Consider the following 17,348-nt stretch of genomic DNA (forward strand, 5'->3'; position numbering starts at 1 on the left):
AAAATGGAACCAAACGAACAAGTATTAGCTTATCTCAATCAAAATTTAAACAAGAAAATCGCTGACGGAAATCCAGCGCCCATTGGAAAATGGTTAGATGGAACCTTGGTGAAGGCTGAAGCAGGCAAGTTAACCGCTGAATTTGTTGTGCGCCCTGACTTCCTAAACCACGCAGGTGTGATTCATGGGGGTGTTATTTCAGCGATGTTAGACGAGATGATGGGGATGACCTTGATCACCGCTAAGATTGATCACCTGTATGTGACGATCAATTTATACATCGATTTTTTATACGGCGCCAAGGCAAACGAGAAAATTACCGTTACTACGGAAATTCACCGGGTAGGGAAAAAGGTGGCAAACATCGAGGCTAAATTACACAATGCCGAAGGCAAATTGCTCGCAAAAGGAGTTAGTAACCTAGCGGCAACTTCGATTCCCTTTTCTTTCTAAGATAACAGTTGGTAGACGGCGAAGGCTGATAAATAGGCCAAAGCCGTCATATAGCTAAACTGGATCAAAGGATACTTCCACGATTTTGTTTCGCGGTAAGTCGTAGCCAGCGTGCTCATACATTGCATCGCAAAAGCGTAGAATATCAATAAAGAGAATCCAAGCGCCGCATCATACATCGGCTTTCCAGTCGCTGGATTAATCTCCGCACGCATCCGATTTTTGATGGTCGCATTTTCATTGTCCACTTCGCCTCCCATACTGTAGATGGTGGACATCGTCCCCACAAATACTTCGCGGGCTGCAAAGGAAGTGATTAAGGCAATTCCGATTTTCCAATCATAACCGAGTGGTCGAATCGCTGGCTCGATAAACTTCCCAAAATGCCCCGCATAGGACTTTTCTAACTTCTCAGCTGAAATTTTATTCTCTAATCCTAAACCCGTTAAAGTTGGATTTTCTTGGCGAATTCTGGTTTCTGCTTTGGAAATCTCATCCCCAGGTCCATAACTCGCTAACACCCATAAAACAATGGATATAGCCACAATAATTTTACCCGCCTCAAACACAAACGCATTCACCGAATTCCAAATGGTCAAGGCTACGTGTTTAAATCGAGGGCCCTTGTAGGTAGGCAATTCCATGATGAAATAACTCTTTTCTTTGGCCTGCAAAATCACTTTCATCACCCAGGCAGAAACCAGTGCCATGAAGAACCCTAACAAATACAACCCGAACAAGGCAACACCTTGCAGGTTAAATAAGCCAAACAACGTATTTTTCTCTGGCACCACCAGGGCAATTAAAACCGTATAAATAGGCAAACGAGCCGAACACGACATCAAAGGTGTCACCAAAATCGTAATCAAGCGATCCTTCCACGAACCAATCGAACGCGTACTCATGATCGCCGGTACCGCGCAAGCAACTCCCGAAATCAAGGGCACAACCGACTTTCCATTCAAGCCAAAGCGACGCATCAATTTGTCCATAATGAACATCACGCGCGACATATAACCTGTTTCCTCTAACAAGGAGATAAACAAAAACAAGAAGGCGATCTGCGGAATAAAAATCAACACACCCCCAATACCGGCAATCAGACCATCTGTCAATAATCCCGTCAAAGCGGAGGCAGGCAAGATCCCTTTCAGCCAATCATTTAACGAAGCAACACCGCCATCAATCGCATCCATTGGGTAAGTCGCCCAGGTAAATACCGCCTGGAACATCACAAAAAGAATAGCTAGAAAGAATACATAGCCGCCTACCGGATGTAAAAAGAATTTATCTAAACGATCCGTCCAGGTTTTAACAGGCACCGCATCCCACTGGCGATTTAAATTAATCACACAGCGATCCACGACTTCGGTTATTTGTTCGTAACGCTTTACCGTTTCTTCCGACTGGTATTTTTTCCCTGAAAACTGGTGTTTAGCTTGAATAGCATCTAACAACTCCCTTTGCTGTTTCGAGAACATCTTCATGCGATCATGTTCCATTAACCACAATAGTGAACGGTAGGGCTCGGCCTCCTCGAATTCTGCTTGAACGTCCTGAATAAGTTCCTCTGAAATAGGTAAAGGCAACGCATCATTAGAGGCATAGCGATTCGTTAAGGTCTTAATAACAGCTAGCTTTAATCCATTTAGGCCTATCCCTTTTTTAGCATTTACCTCGGCTACTTCCACGTTCAACTCGCGCGCTAATTTGATGGAGTTAATGACATAACCCTCATTTTCAGCCACATCAATCATGTTCAAAGCTAAGACTGTCGGAATTCCTAAGTCTCTCACTTGTGAAAATAAGAGTAAATTGCGCTTTAGATTAGAGGCATCAGCGACGACAATCGCCATATCCGGAAAATCAGGATGCTTGGGATCGCCTAAGATATTAATGACTAATTCCTCGTCGATGGACTTCGGGTAGATACTGTAAATACCTGGCAAATCTAAAATCTCTACCGGACGTTTAGGTTCTAATTCCCAAATGCCCGTCAGCTTCTCCATCGTCACCCCCGGAAAATTACCCGTCTTCTGATTCAATCCCGTTAAGGAATTGAAAAGAGAGGATTTTCCTGCATTGGGATTGCCAATCAGTGCTATTTTAGGTGTTTTTGCCAAAATTTAAGTTCGTTTAATCAACATCGTTTCCGCTTCTTCTCTCCGCATAGAGAGGGTATATGAACCAGAAACGCGAATGGCGATAGGGTCGCCGAAAGGTGCCAAATGAGTCAATAGGACTTCAGTTCCTGGCAAACATCCCATTTCCAATAGCTTTAAAGAAAGCAATTCGTCCGTGAAGCCCACAATCTCCCCTTTTTCACCAATCTTCAAGTCGGCCAAATTTGCCATGCTCACTATTTAGAATAATTCAAAATTAGACACAAATGTACTAAGTATTTCTGAGCTAAAAAATGATACAAATAGTTTTTTCTGTCGTAAATTGCAGGTTCATGGCCTTAACTGAAATTTTCGTGTTAATTCGCAAAGAGATGCAATTAGAGTGGCGCAACAAGTATGCGATCCACGGGCTAGTGCTGTATTTAGCGGCGACGATTTTCATCTGCTATTTATCCTTTAAAGCAAAGCAACATTCCATCCACCCGATTATGTGGAATACGCTGTTTTGGATCATCCTATTATTCTCTGCCGTGAATGCAGTGGGCAAGAGTTTTACACAAGAATCTGCGAACCGCAACATCTTCTATTACACCTTTGCGAAGCCAGAATCGGTGATTTTTAGTAAAATCATTTATAATACCTTGGTCATGTTGGGCGTTTCATTGGTCGGTATTTTCTTTTATTCTTGGGTAATGGGTAACCCGGTGGGTAATATGCCACTCTACCTAATCTCCCTTCTTTTGGGCGCAATTGGGTTTGCTTCGACGCTTTCTTTAGTCGCAGGAATCGCGGCGCAGGGAGAAAATTCAGCCACCTTGATGGCGGTGATGAGCTTTCCTCTCATCATTCCGTTACTTTTATTATTATTGAAATTATCTAAAAGTGCCTTAGACGGCATCTCGCTCTCAGAAAACTGGGATGAGATCGCCATTTTAGGAGCGCTAGATATCATAGTCATTGTATTTTCTGGGATCCTTTTCCCGTATATATGGAAACATTAAAACGCCAGTATTGGAAAATTTTGTCGATCATTTTATTGATCTACACCGTCTATGCCGGTTTTAACGGACAAGTGCCGCGCCAACCGATTTTGAACGAGACGATACGTAATCTGTATTTTCACGTAACCATGTGGTTCACGATGATCTTCTTGCTTGGAACATCCGTATATCATTCGATTCAATATTTGCGCAAATCTGATTTGAAATCCGATCTAATTTCAAGTACCTATGTGGAGGTGGGAATGGTGTTTGCGATTTTAGGTTTGATTACGGGAAGTGTTTGGGCAAAGTTTACGTGGGGTGATTGGTGGACGAACGACCCTAAATTGAATTCGGTGGCCATCGGCTTACTGATCTACCTAGCTTATTCATTAGTGCGTTCGTCCATGCCAGATGAGATGCAAAAAGCGCGTATCTCTTCTGTTTATAACATCTTTGCCTTCGTGATCTTTATGGTCTTGATTTGGATCTTGCCGCGGATGACCGATTCATTGCATCCAGGAAATGGCGGAAATCCTGCTTTTTCCAAAATGGACTTAGATAACCGCATGCGAATGGTGTTTTATCCAGCGGTTATTGGTTGGACATTATTGGGCTATTGGATCGCGCAATTGCGCATCCGCATTAAAAACATTGAACAACAAAACGAGTTATAATGAAATCATTCTTTTTATTCTTAGTAAGTTTTACGTTAAGTTTTACGGCCAACGCTCAAGCGAGTGATATCGAGATGGCAGATCAATTCCGTGCAGATGGAAAAATCTATGTGGTGATCGCGGTGGTTAGCGTTGTATTGATTGGCTTATTTGCCTATTTATTCCGTTTGGAGAGAAAAGTCACTGAATTAGAAAAACGTAACAAATGAAAAAGACACACATCATTGGGTTGATATTAATCGCGGTAGCTATTGGAATCATTATGATTACCACGGCGGATGTAAGTACTTATGTAGCTTTCGATGAAGCAGAGCGTATTTCACTGGAGGATCCGAACCAAAAGGTCCATGTGGTAGGAAAGCTAAAAAAGGACGCATCAGGCAATATTATAGGATTAAATTACAATCCTGCCGTCGATGCTAATCGTCTGGAATTTTTAGTACAAGACAGTCTAGGCCGGGAAAATCAAGTGGTTTATGCCGCGCCGAAGCCACAGGATTTTGAGAAATCAGAAAATATTGTTCTAGTAGGAAGTATGCATTCGGATAAGATTTTCTATTGCGATAATATTCTTTTAAAGTGCCCTTCTAAGTACCAAGAAGGTAAAATATCAGCAGACTCAAGCGCCTCAGTAGCAGTAAAAAATTAATATGATACACGAAACCATCGGTTCGGTCGGACATTTATCTGTCATCATTTCCTTCGTAACGGCGCTTCTAGCGACTTTTGCCTATTTTAAATCAACGCAGGCTGCTAATGAATTAGAGAATGATTGGAAGATGACAGCTCGCGTTTTATTCGGACTGCATTTCATTTCTGTGATCGTGGTGGCGTCTAGCCTTTTCGTGATCATTTACAACCATTATTTCGAGTACCATTACGCGTTTACGCACTCCTCGCTGCAATTGCCTACGATGTTCATGATCTCCTGTTATTGGGAGGGCCAAGAGGGATCGTTTTTGTTGTGGATTTTTTGGCAAGCGGTCTTAGGACTGTTATTGATGATAAAAAACCCGAAGTGGGAGTCTCCTGTGATGACGGTTTTTGCACTGGTTCAGACATTCTTGACTTCGATGATTTTAGGGGTGATTATCCCTTGGATAGACTTGAAAATAGGGTCCTCTCCTTTCTTATTATTGCGTGAGGCGCAGCCGGATCTTCCGGTTTGGAGCATGCAGCCAAATTTTATTCCCAAAGATGGCCGTGGCTTGAATCCGCTATTACAAAACTATTGGATGGTGATTCACCCGCCTACCTTATTCTTAGGATTTGCATTGACTTTAGTTCCTTTTGCGTATTTGATTGCGGGATTGTGGAAGAAAAAATTGACGGAATGGGTGATGCCAGCCTTGCCTTGGGCACTTTTTAGTGCGGGTGTTTTAGGGATTGGTATTATGATGGGTGCTTACTGGGCTTATGAGACCTTGAACTTTGGGGGATATTGGAACTGGGACCCTGTGGAAAATGCTTCGTTCGTTCCATGGTTAGTTTTACTAGGTGCCATTCATACGATGATCGCTTATAAGACTTCTAGTTCGGCCTTAAAAACCTCCATCATCTTAGTGATTTCGGCTTTTATTTTGGTGCTTTATTCCACCTTTTTGAACCGTTCCGGGATTCTAGGAAACGCCTCGGTGCACTCCTTTACGGATTTAGGTCTTTCCGGACAGCTATTGTTGTACATGGGAACCTTCCTTTTAGTGGCGATTGGTATGTCAATCTACCGTTGGAAAGATTTGCCTAAAGATGAAAAAGAACTTGGCACTTATAACCGGGAATTTTGGGTATTTGTGGGAGCGGCCGTTTTAGGACTATCCGCTTTCCAATTAACGTTTACAACTTCGATTCCGGTATACAATAAGATCGCTGAGGCTTTTGGCATTCTTTCTAACATCGCCTTACCAGCAGACCAAGCGGAACACTACAGCAAAATCCAAATCTGGATTTTCTTGGCCGTAGCCATTTTGAGTGGAATCGGTCAGTATGTTTGGTGGGGGAAAATCAAGCAAAGCACGACATTTAAGCCATTAATTAGCCCTGCTTTGGCAGCGACTTTGTTGAGCGTTGTGTTTATCAATATCGGTAAGATTTATACGTTTTCGTACATTGCTTTGCTTTGGAGTAGTTTGTTTGCCGTTTTAGCGAACTTTAAAATCATGTGGTTCTTAATTCGCGAACGGTTCTCGTTAGCTGGCGGTGCCATTGCCCACGTGGGTTTAGCGATCATGCTAATCGGAATTTTATTCTCCACGGGTTATTCCAAAGTCGTATCGCTGAACCGATCGGGTTTCGCGATCAGCACGAAAGTGGAGGAATTCACGAAGGACAACAATAAGGAAAACAAGGAAAACCTGCCTCTTTGGTTAGGTCAAGGAGCCCAAATGCAGGACTATTTAGTTACTTACAAAGGACGCCGCATCGAGGTGCGCGGACACAAAGGCTACTTTAATAAGAATGATTTTGAGATAATTGAGGGTGATTTCCACGCGGTGGCTTTGAAAAACATCGAACGCGATGGGGTGAAAATCGCGAGCAAAGGTGACACTGTAACCGTAGAACCGGAAAATACCTATTACGAATTAGAGTTCAAAAATGAAGAAGGAAAAGCGGTCTCGCTCTTCCCAAGATGGCAGGTAAACCCGAAGATGGGCACTGCGATTTCTCCAGATGTGAAACATGCGTGGAACCACGATATTTACACCTACGTGTCCTTAGATCCCCGCTTAGCAGCAGAGGCCGGATCTGAAAAACAATGGTCTCAAACAGAAAATAAAACAGTTACCACAGGAGATACCCTCTTCATAAATGATTTTGTAGCTGTTCTGAAAGATGTGACGCGTGTAACGAATGTGGATGGTGTAGAACTAGGCGCAAACGATGCGGCGGTGCAAGCAAACTTCCAAGTATTGGGCAAAAACTCCCAGCAGTTTACACTGAGCCCTATCTTCATTATTAAGGGGGGAATGGTGGCAACGCCAGCCTTCGAAAGCGAAGAAACCGGGATTAAGATTAAATTCACAGGTATTAACCCACAATCTCAAGAGTTTGGCTTTGCTTGGAATACCACACAACAGGAATTAATTGTCGTGAAAGCATTAGAGAAGCCGTATATTAATTTAGTTTGGATCGGATCCATCTTGGTATTTATCGGTTTATTTATCGCTACTTACCGCCGAATGAAACCTGCTACCACCGCATAATATGGGCAAGAAAGAAATCTTAAGTTTAGCAGCCGCAATCGGATTCATTTTGATTTGGATTATCGATTTGAATGGCCCTACTCCAGCTGAATTAAAGGGACAGTTTTGGGCAGGAATATTTTATCATTATGGCTGGCTCATGTATGGAGTAGGTTGCTTGTTCTACTACCAATACGCGAAGAACGAAAGGGTAAAAAAAGAGAAAGATGGAAACAAGTAGTATCAGTTTGGATAATACCCAAATCATCGGAATCATCGCCTCGATGGTATTTTCTGCCTTCTTTTCTGGTGTCGAAATGGCCTTCGTATCCTCGAACAAACTGTACTTTGAACTCAAGGCAAAGCAAGATATTTTGAGTGCTAAAATTATTGCGAATTTCAACCAGCATCCCTCCCGCTTCATCGGTACGATGCTCATCGGAAATACCTTATCCCTAGTGGCCTATGGTATTTTCATGGAGGAATTTTTACACCACGTCGTATTGCATTTCTTGTCCATTAATGAGATTTTGGCCCGCTTAATCGCGACGATCGTGGCCACCATTCTTATCTTGATGACGTCGGAATTCACCCCCAAAAGTGTCTTCTTAATTAATCCTGATGCCATTCTAGAATTTTTAGCCATTCCGATCTGGGTAATTTACACCTTGATGTTTCCCTTAGTTTGGGTTACAGTGGGCCTTTCCAAATGGTTCATTACGAAAGTCCTTCGCTTAAGTTATTCGGAGGAGAAGCCGGCCTTCGGTTTAACGGATTTAAACCATTATCTCCAAAACCTGAACCGCAAAGTTTCTACCGAACAAGAGGCCGAAGTGGATCACAAGATTTTCCACAACGCGCTTGAGTTTAAGCAAGTAAAAGTACGCGATTGCATGATTCCTAGAACCGAAATAACGGCTATTGACATGGAAGATGGGATTGAGAAATTGAAAGAAGTTTTTCTAGAGAGTGGACACTCGAAGGTTTTAGTATACAAAGAAACCTTAGAAGAGGTCGTAGGCTATTGCCATTCTTTGGCCCTATTCAAAAAACCAAAAGATCTTCAATCCATTCTAACAAGCATTCCAATTGTCCCAGGGGCGATGCCAGCGAATGATTTAATGATCAAGTTCTCGAAAGAAAGAAAGTCGCTTGCCTTAGTCGTTGATGAATTCGGGTCGACGAGTGGACTAGTGAGTATGGAGGATGTGATGGAACAGATTTTTGGGGAGATTCAAGATGAGTACGATGATTCAGAAGACTGGATTGAAAAGCAAATCGATGAAACTACATTCGTGCTTTCTGGTCGTCACGAGATCGATTATTTGAATGAAAAATACGAATGGAATTTACCTGAGGGAGATTACGAAACCTTAGGAGGTATGCTGATTAGCTTGTATGAGGATATTCCGCAAGTCAATGAGATGATTACCTTAGCGCCTTTCCAATTCCAAATCTTAACAACGACTGACGCTCGAATTGATACGGTCAAAGTACTGATAACCGGCAAGATTACTCCAGCTCCATCTTCGGAATTACTTCATTAATACCCGCTGCAGGGTCTGGCATTTCATCTGGGTTTCCTGCCATTCCTTTTCAGGATCAGAATCCTCCGTGATGCCACACCCGGCGTAGAATACCGCGTGATTTTCTTTGATTTCTACAGTACGCAAATTCACAAATAAATACGTGGCGTTCATCAAATTCACTGGCCCTAAGTAGCCGGAATACATGGAACGCTCGTGCTTTTCTGTCGCTGAAATAAAATCGATGGCCTCTTGTTTAGGCGTTCCGCAAACAGCCGAAGTTGGGTGTAACAAGCCTAACATCAAACCAGGCAATTGAGGGAAATCCATTGCCTTTGTATTGACAATGTATTCGGTTTTCAAATGCAATAAATTTCCGGTGGAGATCGTCTTAGGCCCTATTTCGGTATACTCCCTCAATCGAATCTTTTTGAAGCAATCGATGATGTAGCGACTGACGAAGGCTTGCTCTTCGATCTCTTTTTGGGACCAACGAGCCTGGGAAGGCGAAATGGCAAACCCATCGGCGTCTACTCCCGATTGAGTACCTGCTAAGGAAATCGTGCGAAATATGCCGGCTGCATTTTGCTCCACTAAAATTTCAGGGGTAGCACACATCCAAACTCCGCCTAAGGCAGGAATAGACAAAGCACATACAAAGGCATTGGGATAGGCGGAACGTAATTCTTCGAGTGCCGTCACCACATTAAAATCAACCGGCAAATCTTTTTCATCCGTTCTGGATATAACCACTTTCTGCAAAGGCCCTATTTTGATGGCATGAATGGCCTCCGCCACCCAGGTCATAAATTCGCCTTTTTTGGCTGAATTTTCGGTGGGTGTTACGTAGGGTTTCGTTCGCTCAGCTGAATGAATAGGAAATGAAGTTAACGAATCCGCTTGTAGAAAATAAGGAAGCCCGATAAAAGGCGCGGCTAAGAAACCAGCATCTAAATCAGCTAGATTCCAGCCTTCCTCCAGTGTGGATCCACCAGAAAAATCTTGTAAAAGAAAGGCCTCCTTACCCTGCGGCAAGCTCCAAGCAGCCATCGCTGCCCCTTTTACCATTCCCTCCTCCCACGCTAATCCTAGTTTCATTTTAATGGTATAATCGCCACCGTTAAACGGCTAGCACAAATCAAATTTTCTTCTTCGTCGTGAATTTTAATCTCATATACATGCATAGTACGGCCTATGCGCAAGGGCACACAAGTGCCTATTACGTAGCCCCCTCTAGCAGACTTTAAATGGTTTGCATTGATCTCAACCCCCACTCCCGTTTCCTTCATGGGATCTTTCAAAGCCAAAACCACGGCAGTACTTCCGATGGTTTCTGCTAAAACCACCGAAGCTCCCCCATGTAACAAACCTAAAGGTTGTTTTGTTCGGTGGTCGACAGGCATTTTTGCCTTAATATACCCAGCTTGAATTTCTGTAAACTCAATCCCCAGATGTTCAATCATATTACCTTTTGACATCGAATTCAATGTCTCCAGCGAGATGGAAGTATTAAACATATATTTCGTAATTTTGGCTAAAATTCGGAATAAAATACGATTATCATGCACGTTCAACCTGATTTAGTGAAAGATATTTACCTGATTCGCCATGGCGAAACGGAATACAATCGCAAGGGGGTCGTGCAAGGCAGCGGGATTGATGCAGATTTGAATGATTTAGGCCAAAAGCAGGCCGCAGCTTTTTTCGCACATTACCAAGATCTTCCGATCGATAAAATTTATACCTCAGCTTTGCGCAGAACGCATCAATCGGTGAGAGGCTTCATCGAAAAAGGTTTGCCATGGGAGCAACACGCAGGCTTAAACGAAATTTCTTGGGGTAATAAGGAAGGAAAATCCCCCAATACGGAGGACGATTTATACTACAAAAATCTAACAAAAACCTGGCGCGAGGGGAATGTCCACGTGCAATCCGAGGAAGGCGAAAGTCCCATCGAGGTATTAGAACGCCAAAAACCGGTCGTCGACCTTCTTCTTTCCCGTAAAGAAGAAAAAGCCATATTGATTGCGATGCACGGACGCGCGATGCGGGTTTTACTCACCCATTTATTTAATGCGCCGCTTCACCATATGGATAATTACGCGCACCAAAACCTTTGCCTTTACCATTTGCAATACGATTATGCAGCGCAGGAATTTAAGCTAGTAAAAGGGAATTGCATTATTCACTTAAGCGATTTACCAGAATCCATGTAATATGTTACGTCAACGAATGTATTGGGTATTTCAATGCGGCGGTTGGATCGCATGGATTCTCAATGAGGCGGTGTTATATACGAATCAATATGGCTGGCATTGGGCCTGGTTATATGCATCTTTAGCTAACATTTCGTTAGCCATCTTACTCACACACCAATACAAACGGGTGGCGAAGCATTTCGCCTGGCAGGATTTGCCTCTTTTTGCGATGTTGCGGAATCATTTCATCGCTCTTTGTATTATGGCCTCCTCCCTGGTTGCGTTAAATTTACCCATCGACCAATACTTATTAGGAGAGAATTTTGAAGTCCAAATAAGCCCTTTCATCATCACCCAATACCTCTTCAATTTTATGAAGCCGCTGGCGATTTGGATGTTAATCTATTTCTTCTTCCAATATTCAAAAAAGCAGCTCGTGATGGAGCGCGAAAATAATCAGCTGGAACGAGCGATTCAGGAGACGGAGGGAAAAGTATTGCGTGCTCAAATGAATCCTCATTTCGTGTTTAATGCCCTAAACAGCATTCGCGCCTTAATCACAGAAGATCCGTCGAAGGCCAAAAAAGGAATTAACCAACTCTCTAAACTGCTCCGCAGCTCTCTTTTAACCGAGCGTAAAAAGACGATTTCCATCGCGGAGGAATTAGACACGATTATCGACTACCTCAACCTAGAAAAGATCCGCTACGAAGAGAGGCTGACCTGGAAAGTAGACGTAACGAAAGAAATAAATCAAGCTCAAATTCCCCCTATGTTGTTGCAAACTTTGGTCGAGAATGCCATCAAGCACGGGATTGCGCATTCTTCGAAGGAGGGTTTAATCGCAATCAAGGGTGAGCTCATCGGTGATCAAATTCAATTACAGGTGATCAATCCGGGACATTTGAAAGCACGCGGAGAATCTACAGGTATAGGGCTGATCAATTCCCAAAATCGACTCACCTTATTGTTCGGGGAGACCGCTCATATTGACTTAAAACCTTTGGACAAAAATCGAGTCCTTGCTTCCGTGACGATTCCGTACCTTGTTGAAACAATAGCCTAAATTCCATATGAAAGCCATCATCGTAGACGACGAACGCCTTGCTAGAAATGAACTGAAACGTTTATTAGAAAATTTTCCGTCCATCGAAGTGATCGGTGAAGCAGCGAATACCGATGAGGCGAGTCAACTCATTGAGGAATTACAACCTGATGTGGTCTTTTTAGACATCCAAATGCCTGGTAAAACAGGTTTTGAATGGTTAGAAGAATGGGATGGCTTCTTGCCGGAAATTATCTTTACGACAGCTTTTGATGAATATGCACTAAAGGCATTCGAAGTAAATGCCCTCGATTATGTCTTGAAGCCAATCGAATTAGCGCGTTTAAGTGAAAGCATTCAAAAATTAGAGTCCCGTTTTCAGCGACCGACCAGCACGGAAAAATCGGCAACTACTAACCATGTTTTAGGAGGAAATGATCAGATTTTTGTGAAAGACGGCGAGAAATGTTGGTTTGTTCGTTTAGACCGCGTGCGATTGTGCGAATCGATGGGAAATTATGTTCGTTTGTTTTTTGACGATCAGAAACCCCTCGTATTAAAATCCCTCAATTCCTTAGAGGAACGCTTAGATCCGAAGTTATTCTTCCGTTGCAACCGTAAGCACATCGTAAACCTGAACTTCATCGATAAGATCGAACCGTGGTTTTCCGGCGGCTTGCAAGTAACCTTAAAGGGAGACAAAGCAGAAAAAATCGAAATTTCCCGTCGTCAATCGATCCGTTTTAAGGAGCTTCTGTCTCTTTAGTACTTTTAGCAGTTCGGACAGGGGCCTCTCCTAACAAGAATCCATAGGGTTCTAAATGAGGGACGGAATCAAAAATCACTTTCATGACGGCCGTAAGCGGCAACGCTAAAATTAACCCTGGTATTCCCCACAGCAATTCCCCGCATAACAAAGCCAGCATTGCGACCATCGGATTCATACTTACTTTCGAGCCCACCACTAGCGGCGTAATGAAATTCGCTTCAATAAACTGCGCAGCCGCTACCCATGCCACCACGGCTAACGCGTGCGATGGACTCAGCGTCACCAAACTTAATATGATGGGTAACAACGCTCCTATCCAAATACCGATGTAAGGAATCAACAACAAGATACCCGTCAAAAACCCAAAAAACACCGGATACTCCACACCAATCCACCAAAAACCAACCGAGTTCAACACACCCACTATCAGCATAACTACTAATAATCCAACCAAATATCCTTGGACCACCGACCCCGTTTTCTCCATCACTTTTGTTAAAACTTGGGCTTCCGTTTTAGGGAATACTTTCTGCAAAAAGCTTTCAAAGAAATCGCGGTAAAACAAGAAGAAAAAAGTAAAGACGGGCACTAAAATCAAGGCCGTTATGGCGTGCATAGCCGTCGAAAACGTTGTGCTGATAATGACACCGGAGTTTTTCAACAAGGCCATCAGCTCATTACTCAGCTCTAGCATTTGCTTCCGGCGCGAGATATTGAAATTAGCAGAAATAAAGGATTGCAAGCTGGAAATCCACTTTTCCGCTTTTTTTGCAAAGAGCGGAAACTCTGAAGAGAATTCCATAATTTGTACTCCTGCGACAAAGAGCAAGGTAGAAATAAGTGCGAAGGTGAGGAGGATAGCGATGAAGATGGCGAGGGCGCGAGGGAAACCTTTGGCCTCCATCAACTTACTCGCAGGCAAAAGCAAAAGAGACAAGACGAGCGCAAAAGAAAGTAAAATCAATAAGTCCTGTAATACATAGGCCGCGGCAATGATTAAGGACATCGATAAGAGGGCACTAGATAATCTAGACGAGTAAGCGATGTGGTTTGACATATCTAATAAATTAACAATTCCATAACATACAACTTTCTATATTTGTGTCGTAATCCGTTCAAAACTATGGCAACAGCTTCATCCGCATACAAAATTCTACTCGTAGATGATGATGCAGACATTTTGGAGTTATTGGAATACAATTTACTAAAAGAAAACTTTCTTTTAGCAAAAGCCACGAATGGAAAAGAAGCTATTACAGTAGCTAAATCTTTCCAGCCTCATTTAATCATCATGGATGTGATGATGCCCGAAATGGATGGTATCGAGGCAGCCCGCCAAATTAAATCAAATCCCGAATTCAAAAATACACTCATCTTGTTCCTAACGGCACGCGGTGAAGAGTATACGGAAATCGCCGCTTTTGAGAGTGGAGCCACGGATTACGTGGTAAAACCCATCAAATTACGTGCCTTAATCAGCCGCATCAATGCTTTATTAACGCGTGAAGTGGCGGTTCCTGAATCGAAAAACGACGTTATTTCTATTGGCGATTTAGTCATTGACCGCGTGCAATATGCCGCGACATTTCAGGGTCGCGCCTTAATTTTACCTAAAAAGGAATTCGAATTACTTTCCTTCCTAGCGAAAAACCCGAATAAGGTATTTAACCGAGATGAGTTATTGGAGAAGGTTTGGGGATCAGATGTTTTCGTCGTGGAACGCACCGTGGATGTGCATATCCGCAAATTGCGCGAGAAAATTCCAGAATATTACATCAAAACATTGAAGGGTGTAGGCTATTTATTTTCAATCGAGAAAGCCTAATTGCCCATTTTTAGGTAAATTGCATCCCGAATGATGCGCCTAATTTCAATCCTTATTTTTTGTCTTTTTTCTACCTGTGTTCTAGCGCAGGGACCTAAACGCGAGTTAAGGGGAGTTTGGGTGGCGACCGTCCAAAACATCGATTGGCCTAGTCCACGCAATTACGACGGTGCTAAGCAAAAAACCGAATTTATTGATTTAGTGAATTCCCATCAGAAAACGGGAATCAATGCCCTTTTTGTGCAAATCAGAACGGCTTCCGATGCGCTCTATGCGAAAAGTGCGGAACCATGGACCACCTACCTTTCTGGAAAACAAGGGCAGGCGCCTAGTCCTTATTACGATCCTTTGGAATTTATGATTGATCAGACCCACGCTAGAGGGATGGAATTTCATGCCTGGTTAAATTTGAATCGTGCCTCCATGTCATCGCGGTCACTTTTAAGTTCGGAGCACGTGGCCAGAAAGCACCCAGAATGGCTTTTATCTTATGGTGGACAATTGTTATTTGATTTTGGGATCCCAGCTGCGCGTCACTATATCGCAGGTTTAGTGCGGAACATCATCTTGAATTACGATGTGGATGGCATTCACTTTGATGATTATTTCTATCCGTATCCAGATCCGAAATCAAAATTAAATGATGAAGATACCTACTTGCAATACCGGCATGCGGGTGAGTCTAAAGCAGACTGGAGGCGAAGAAATACGAGTGCCTTGATTCAGGAAATATCCGAAACGATTCGCAAAACGAATCCGAAAATCAAGTTTGGAATTAGCCCCTTTGGGATTTGGCGACATAAAACGTCTGATCCGGTGAATGGATCGCCTACTACGCGTGGGTTGCAATCCTATGATGATTTATATGCCGATACGGATCATTGGCTGAAGCAAGGCTGGTTAGATTATATCGCGCCGCAACTGTATTGGGATACGACGCATCGGGTGGCGCCTTTTAAACCATTAGCGGATTGGTGGAATGCGCATTCGTATGGGAAACCGGTCTATTTTGGAATGGCTTCGTATCATTTAGGAGATGTGTGGTCAAACAAAGAAATGAAAAAGCAGGTGGAGATTAGCCGAAGCATGTCTCAAGGCGAAGGATTGATTTTTTACAGTTCGACTTCGTTGACAAAAAACAAGAAGGCATTTCGAGATACCCTTCGCTCGAATTATTTTGCACATCCCGCTTTATTACCGACCACTCCATGGCTCGATAGCATTGCCCCTCACGCGCCCACACAAGTATTCTTAGCCACTAATAAACTGAAATGGCAAGCAGGAGAGGAATCCGATGTTGGAGATCCCGTTTCCTATTATGTGGTCTACCGTATCCCGAAGCAAGACAAAAAATACCTGGAGGACCCGCGCAATATCGTGTACAAGGGTAAAGCAAATGAAGTAATTTTAGAACAAGATGACCTTAAACCGGGTTATGGATTCACGGTGACCGCCTTCGATCGTCTGCACAATGAGAGCAGACCGAGCGCGATGGCCTGGATTAAACCCGCTAGCAGCGATTAATATGCATTTAAAAATTAAAGAAATTACGGAAGAAACGATCGACACGAAGACGATCCATTTTTGGCAACCGATTCACGATGCCCTGCATTATCTATCGGGTCAATTCTTAACCGTTATCCCCGAGATCGAGGGCAAAAAAGTCCGCAGAAGTTATAGTTTATCGTCTTCATCGAAGACCGATATGTCTCCTGCGATCACCGTAAAACGGATAGAAGGAGGCTTAGTTTCTAACTTTCTGTGCGATACCTTGAAAGAGGGTGATAGCCTGGAGGTATTAGAACCGATGGGAAATTTCTCCGTGGAACCAGATTCTGCTTCTTCTAAAAACTACGTGTTCGTGGGGGCTGGATCAGGCATCACGCCTCTTTTGTCCATGATCAAAACGATCCTTCACGGTGAACCTTTGTCTAAAATTCACCTGATCTACGGTTCTCGTCACGAGGACCAAATCATCTTCAAAAAGGTTTTGGATTCATTGGAATCCTCGCATTCAAATCGTTTTAAAGTATTGCACGTTATCTCTCAACCGGCGGCGAATTGGCCAGGTTTGAAAGGCAGAATTAATCAAGCTTCGATCGTCTATTATTTAAAGCAGGAATTAGGTCTTGACATCGCGTCTGCGCATTATTATTTGTGTGGACCGCAAGGAATGATGACGGAGGTACAATCGTCTTTAGCGATGTTTGATGTACCGGCGGGTCAGATTCACCAGGAGTCTTTTGGTTTGGTGGCTAGTGAGGCGATGGAGCAGGCCGAAGAGGATGGCTCGTTGCAAACGCAGGAAGTGACCTTGATTTACGAAGGGAAAGAACATAAAATTACCGTTCAACCGAGCGAAACCATTCTAGAAGCGGCTTTGGAGGCAGACTTAGACATCCCTTATTCTTGCCAAGCAGGCATGTGTACGGCTTGTATGGGTCTATGTCAAAGCGGAAAAGTGGGAATGGACGAGGAAGACGGCTTAACCCCAGGCGAAATCGCGAAGGGCTATATTTTAACCTGCGTAGCGCATCCATTGAGCGCTGGCGTGGTGATTGACTTAGATTAAT

19 protein-coding genes are annotated in these 17,348 nt (G+C 43.3%); 14 read left to right on the forward strand and 5 right to left on the reverse strand.

What is annotated here, in order from left to right:
• Positions 1-3 precede the first annotated feature (3 nt).
• Positions 4-453, forward strand: a complete 450-nt coding sequence (locus ACRZ9O_RS07425; protein ID WP_459457857.1) for a PaaI family thioesterase — start codon at positions 4-6, stop codon at positions 451-453.
• Here the strand turns inward: ACRZ9O_RS07425 and feoB are convergent.
• Together feoB and ACRZ9O_RS07435 are read right to left on the reverse strand one after the other, a co-directional pair.
• Positions 450-2,576, reverse strand: a complete 2,127-nt coding sequence (gene feoB, locus ACRZ9O_RS07430; RefSeq protein ID WP_459457859.1) for a ferrous iron transport protein B — start codon at positions 2,574-2,576, stop codon at positions 450-452. The genes ACRZ9O_RS07425 and feoB overlap by 4 nt on opposite strands.
• Positions 2,577-2,579: 3 nt before the next feature.
• The gene (locus tag ACRZ9O_RS07435; RefSeq protein WP_459457861.1) at positions 2,580-2,807 is read right to left on the reverse strand and encodes a FeoA family protein; all 228 of its coding nucleotides are present in this window, start codon (positions 2,805-2,807) and stop codon (positions 2,580-2,582) included.
• A 101-nt stretch (positions 2,808-2,908) separates the two neighbouring features.
• Between ACRZ9O_RS07435 and ACRZ9O_RS07440 the strand changes: the two genes are divergently transcribed.
• From ACRZ9O_RS07440 to ACRZ9O_RS07470, 7 genes are read left to right on the forward strand one after another with little or no spacing between them, the layout of a single operon-like run.
• Positions 2,909-3,577: a heme exporter protein CcmB gene (locus ACRZ9O_RS07440; protein ID WP_459457863.1), complete on the forward strand. Its 669-nt coding sequence runs from the start codon at positions 2,909-2,911 to the stop codon at positions 3,575-3,577.
• Positions 3,565-4,233 (forward strand): cytochrome c biogenesis protein CcsA, encoded by a 669-nt coding sequence (ccsA, locus tag ACRZ9O_RS07445; protein WP_459457865.1) that lies wholly within the window; start codon positions 3,565-3,567, stop codon positions 4,231-4,233. Before ACRZ9O_RS07440 ends, ccsA (ACRZ9O_RS07445) begins: the two co-directional genes overlap by 13 nt.
• Entirely contained in the window at positions 4,233-4,442 is a 210-nt protein-coding gene (locus ACRZ9O_RS07450) for a CcmD family protein (protein ID WP_459457867.1), read from the forward strand. The genes ccsA (ACRZ9O_RS07445) and ACRZ9O_RS07450 overlap by 1 nt, the downstream gene beginning before the upstream one ends.
• Entirely contained in the window at positions 4,439-4,882 is a 444-nt protein-coding gene (locus tag ACRZ9O_RS07455) for a cytochrome c maturation protein CcmE domain-containing protein (RefSeq protein WP_459457869.1), read from the forward strand. Before ACRZ9O_RS07450 ends, ACRZ9O_RS07455 begins: the two co-directional genes overlap by 4 nt.
• A 1-nt stretch (position 4,883) precedes the next feature.
• Positions 4,884-7,433: a cytochrome c biogenesis protein CcsA gene (gene ccsA / locus ACRZ9O_RS07460; RefSeq protein WP_459457871.1), complete on the forward strand. Its 2,550-nt coding sequence runs from the start codon at positions 4,884-4,886 to the stop codon at positions 7,431-7,433.
• Position 7,434: 1 nt separating this feature from the next.
• Entirely contained in the window at positions 7,435-7,653 is a 219-nt protein-coding gene (locus tag ACRZ9O_RS07465; RefSeq protein ID WP_459457873.1) for a hypothetical protein, read from the forward strand.
• Entirely contained in the window at positions 7,640-8,959 is a 1,320-nt protein-coding gene (locus tag ACRZ9O_RS07470) for a hemolysin family protein (RefSeq protein WP_459457875.1), read from the forward strand. The genes ACRZ9O_RS07465 and ACRZ9O_RS07470 overlap by 14 nt, the downstream gene beginning before the upstream one ends.
• Here the strand turns inward: ACRZ9O_RS07470 and ACRZ9O_RS07475 are convergent.
• Both ACRZ9O_RS07475 and ACRZ9O_RS07480 read right to left on the reverse strand, forming a co-directional pair.
• Entirely contained in the window at positions 8,948-10,036 is a 1,089-nt protein-coding gene (locus ACRZ9O_RS07475; protein ID WP_459457877.1) for a chorismate-binding protein, read from the reverse strand. The two genes, ACRZ9O_RS07470 and ACRZ9O_RS07475, sit on opposite strands and share 12 nt — an antisense overlap.
• On the reverse strand, positions 10,033-10,455 hold the full coding sequence (locus ACRZ9O_RS07480) for a hotdog fold thioesterase (protein ID WP_459457879.1): 423 nt from the start codon (positions 10,453-10,455) through the stop codon (positions 10,033-10,035). The genes ACRZ9O_RS07475 and ACRZ9O_RS07480 overlap by 4 nt, the downstream gene beginning before the upstream one ends.
• 45 nt (positions 10,456-10,500) lie before the next feature.
• On the opposite strand from ACRZ9O_RS07480, the gene ACRZ9O_RS07485 reads away from it, so the two are divergent.
• Genes ACRZ9O_RS07485 through ACRZ9O_RS07495 form a run of 3 tightly spaced genes read left to right on the forward strand, consistent with a single transcriptional unit; the run spans position 10,501 to position 12,947 of the window.
• Positions 10,501-11,154: a histidine phosphatase family protein gene (locus ACRZ9O_RS07485; RefSeq protein ID WP_459457881.1), complete on the forward strand. Its 654-nt coding sequence runs from the start codon at positions 10,501-10,503 to the stop codon at positions 11,152-11,154.
• A 1-nt stretch (position 11,155) separates the two neighbouring features.
• Positions 11,156-12,202, forward strand: a complete 1,047-nt coding sequence (locus ACRZ9O_RS07490) for a sensor histidine kinase (protein WP_459457883.1) — start codon at positions 11,156-11,158, stop codon at positions 12,200-12,202.
• Positions 12,203-12,209: 7 nt separating this feature from the next.
• Positions 12,210-12,947 carry a LytR/AlgR family response regulator transcription factor gene (locus ACRZ9O_RS07495; protein ID WP_459457885.1) on the forward strand — a complete coding sequence of 246 codons (738 nt, stop codon included), beginning with the start codon at positions 12,210-12,212 and terminating at the stop codon, positions 12,945-12,947.
• Here ACRZ9O_RS07495 and ACRZ9O_RS07500 read toward each other — a convergent pair.
• A complete protein-coding gene (locus ACRZ9O_RS07500) occupies positions 12,925-14,007 on the reverse strand; it encodes an AI-2E family transporter (RefSeq protein ID WP_459457887.1) in 1,083 nt (360 codons plus the stop codon). The genes ACRZ9O_RS07495 and ACRZ9O_RS07500 overlap by 23 nt on opposite strands.
• 66 nt (positions 14,008-14,073) lie before the next feature.
• Here ACRZ9O_RS07500 and ACRZ9O_RS07505 point away from each other — a divergent pair, with 66 nt between their 5' ends.
• Genes ACRZ9O_RS07505 through ACRZ9O_RS07515 form a run of 3 tightly spaced genes read left to right on the forward strand, consistent with a single transcriptional unit; the run spans position 14,074 to position 17,347 of the window.
• On the forward strand, positions 14,074-14,775 hold the full coding sequence (locus ACRZ9O_RS07505) for a response regulator transcription factor (protein ID WP_459457889.1): 702 nt from the start codon (positions 14,074-14,076) through the stop codon (positions 14,773-14,775).
• Positions 14,776-14,805: 30 nt separating this feature from the next.
• A complete protein-coding gene (locus ACRZ9O_RS07510) occupies positions 14,806-16,299 on the forward strand; it encodes a glycoside hydrolase family 10 protein (protein WP_459457891.1) in 1,494 nt (497 codons plus the stop codon).
• 1 nt (position 16,300) lies between these two features.
• Positions 16,301-17,347, forward strand: coding sequence for a 2Fe-2S iron-sulfur cluster-binding protein (locus tag ACRZ9O_RS07515; protein ID WP_459457893.1), 1,047 nt, complete (start codon positions 16,301-16,303; stop codon positions 17,345-17,347).
• Position 17,348: the final 1 nt, after the last annotated feature.

The organism is Aquirufa sp. HETE-40SA (assembly GCF_054558635.1).

What these genes read in the sequence shown, in the direction of transcription:
- ACRZ9O_RS07425 (WP_459457857.1), top strand. Translation starts at nt 4, where the DNA reads ATGGAACCAAACGAACAAGTATTAGCTTATCTCAATCAAAATTTAAAC.
- ACRZ9O_RS07435 (WP_459457861.1), bottom strand. Translation starts at nt 2,807, where the DNA reads ATGGCAAATTTGGCCGACTTGAAGATTGGTGAAAAAGGGGAGATTGTG.
- ACRZ9O_RS07440 (WP_459457863.1), top strand. Translation starts at nt 2,909, where the DNA reads ATGGCCTTAACTGAAATTTTCGTGTTAATTCGCAAAGAGATGCAATTA.
- ccsA (WP_459457865.1), top strand. Translation starts at nt 3,565, where the DNA reads ATGGAAACATTAAAACGCCAGTATTGGAAAATTTTGTCGATCATTTTA.
- ACRZ9O_RS07450 (WP_459457867.1), top strand. Translation starts at nt 4,233, where the DNA reads ATGAAATCATTCTTTTTATTCTTAGTAAGTTTTACGTTAAGTTTTACG.
- ACRZ9O_RS07455 (WP_459457869.1), top strand. Translation starts at nt 4,439, where the DNA reads ATGAAAAAGACACACATCATTGGGTTGATATTAATCGCGGTAGCTATT.
- ccsA (WP_459457871.1), top strand. Translation starts at nt 4,884, where the DNA reads ATGATACACGAAACCATCGGTTCGGTCGGACATTTATCTGTCATCATT.
- ACRZ9O_RS07465 (WP_459457873.1), top strand. Translation starts at nt 7,435, where the DNA reads ATGGGCAAGAAAGAAATCTTAAGTTTAGCAGCCGCAATCGGATTCATT.
- ACRZ9O_RS07470 (WP_459457875.1), top strand. Translation starts at nt 7,640, where the DNA reads ATGGAAACAAGTAGTATCAGTTTGGATAATACCCAAATCATCGGAATC.
- ACRZ9O_RS07475 (WP_459457877.1), bottom strand. Translation starts at nt 10,036, where the DNA reads ATGAAACTAGGATTAGCGTGGGAGGAGGGAATGGTAAAAGGGGCAGCG.
- ACRZ9O_RS07480 (WP_459457879.1), bottom strand. Translation starts at nt 10,455, where the DNA reads ATGTTTAATACTTCCATCTCGCTGGAGACATTGAATTCGATGTCAAAA.
- ACRZ9O_RS07485 (WP_459457881.1), top strand. Translation starts at nt 10,501, where the DNA reads ATGCACGTTCAACCTGATTTAGTGAAAGATATTTACCTGATTCGCCAT.
- ACRZ9O_RS07490 (WP_459457883.1), top strand. Translation starts at nt 11,156, where the DNA reads ATGTTACGTCAACGAATGTATTGGGTATTTCAATGCGGCGGTTGGATC.
- ACRZ9O_RS07495 (WP_459457885.1), top strand. Translation starts at nt 12,210, where the DNA reads ATGAAAGCCATCATCGTAGACGACGAACGCCTTGCTAGAAATGAACTG.
- ACRZ9O_RS07500 (WP_459457887.1), bottom strand. Translation starts at nt 14,007, where the DNA reads ATGTCAAACCACATCGCTTACTCGTCTAGATTATCTAGTGCCCTCTTA.
- ACRZ9O_RS07505 (WP_459457889.1), top strand. Translation starts at nt 14,074, where the DNA reads ATGGCAACAGCTTCATCCGCATACAAAATTCTACTCGTAGATGATGAT.
- ACRZ9O_RS07510 (WP_459457891.1), top strand. Translation starts at nt 14,806, where the DNA reads ATGATGCGCCTAATTTCAATCCTTATTTTTTGTCTTTTTTCTACCTGT.
- ACRZ9O_RS07515 (WP_459457893.1), top strand. Translation starts at nt 16,301, where the DNA reads ATGCATTTAAAAATTAAAGAAATTACGGAAGAAACGATCGACACGAAG.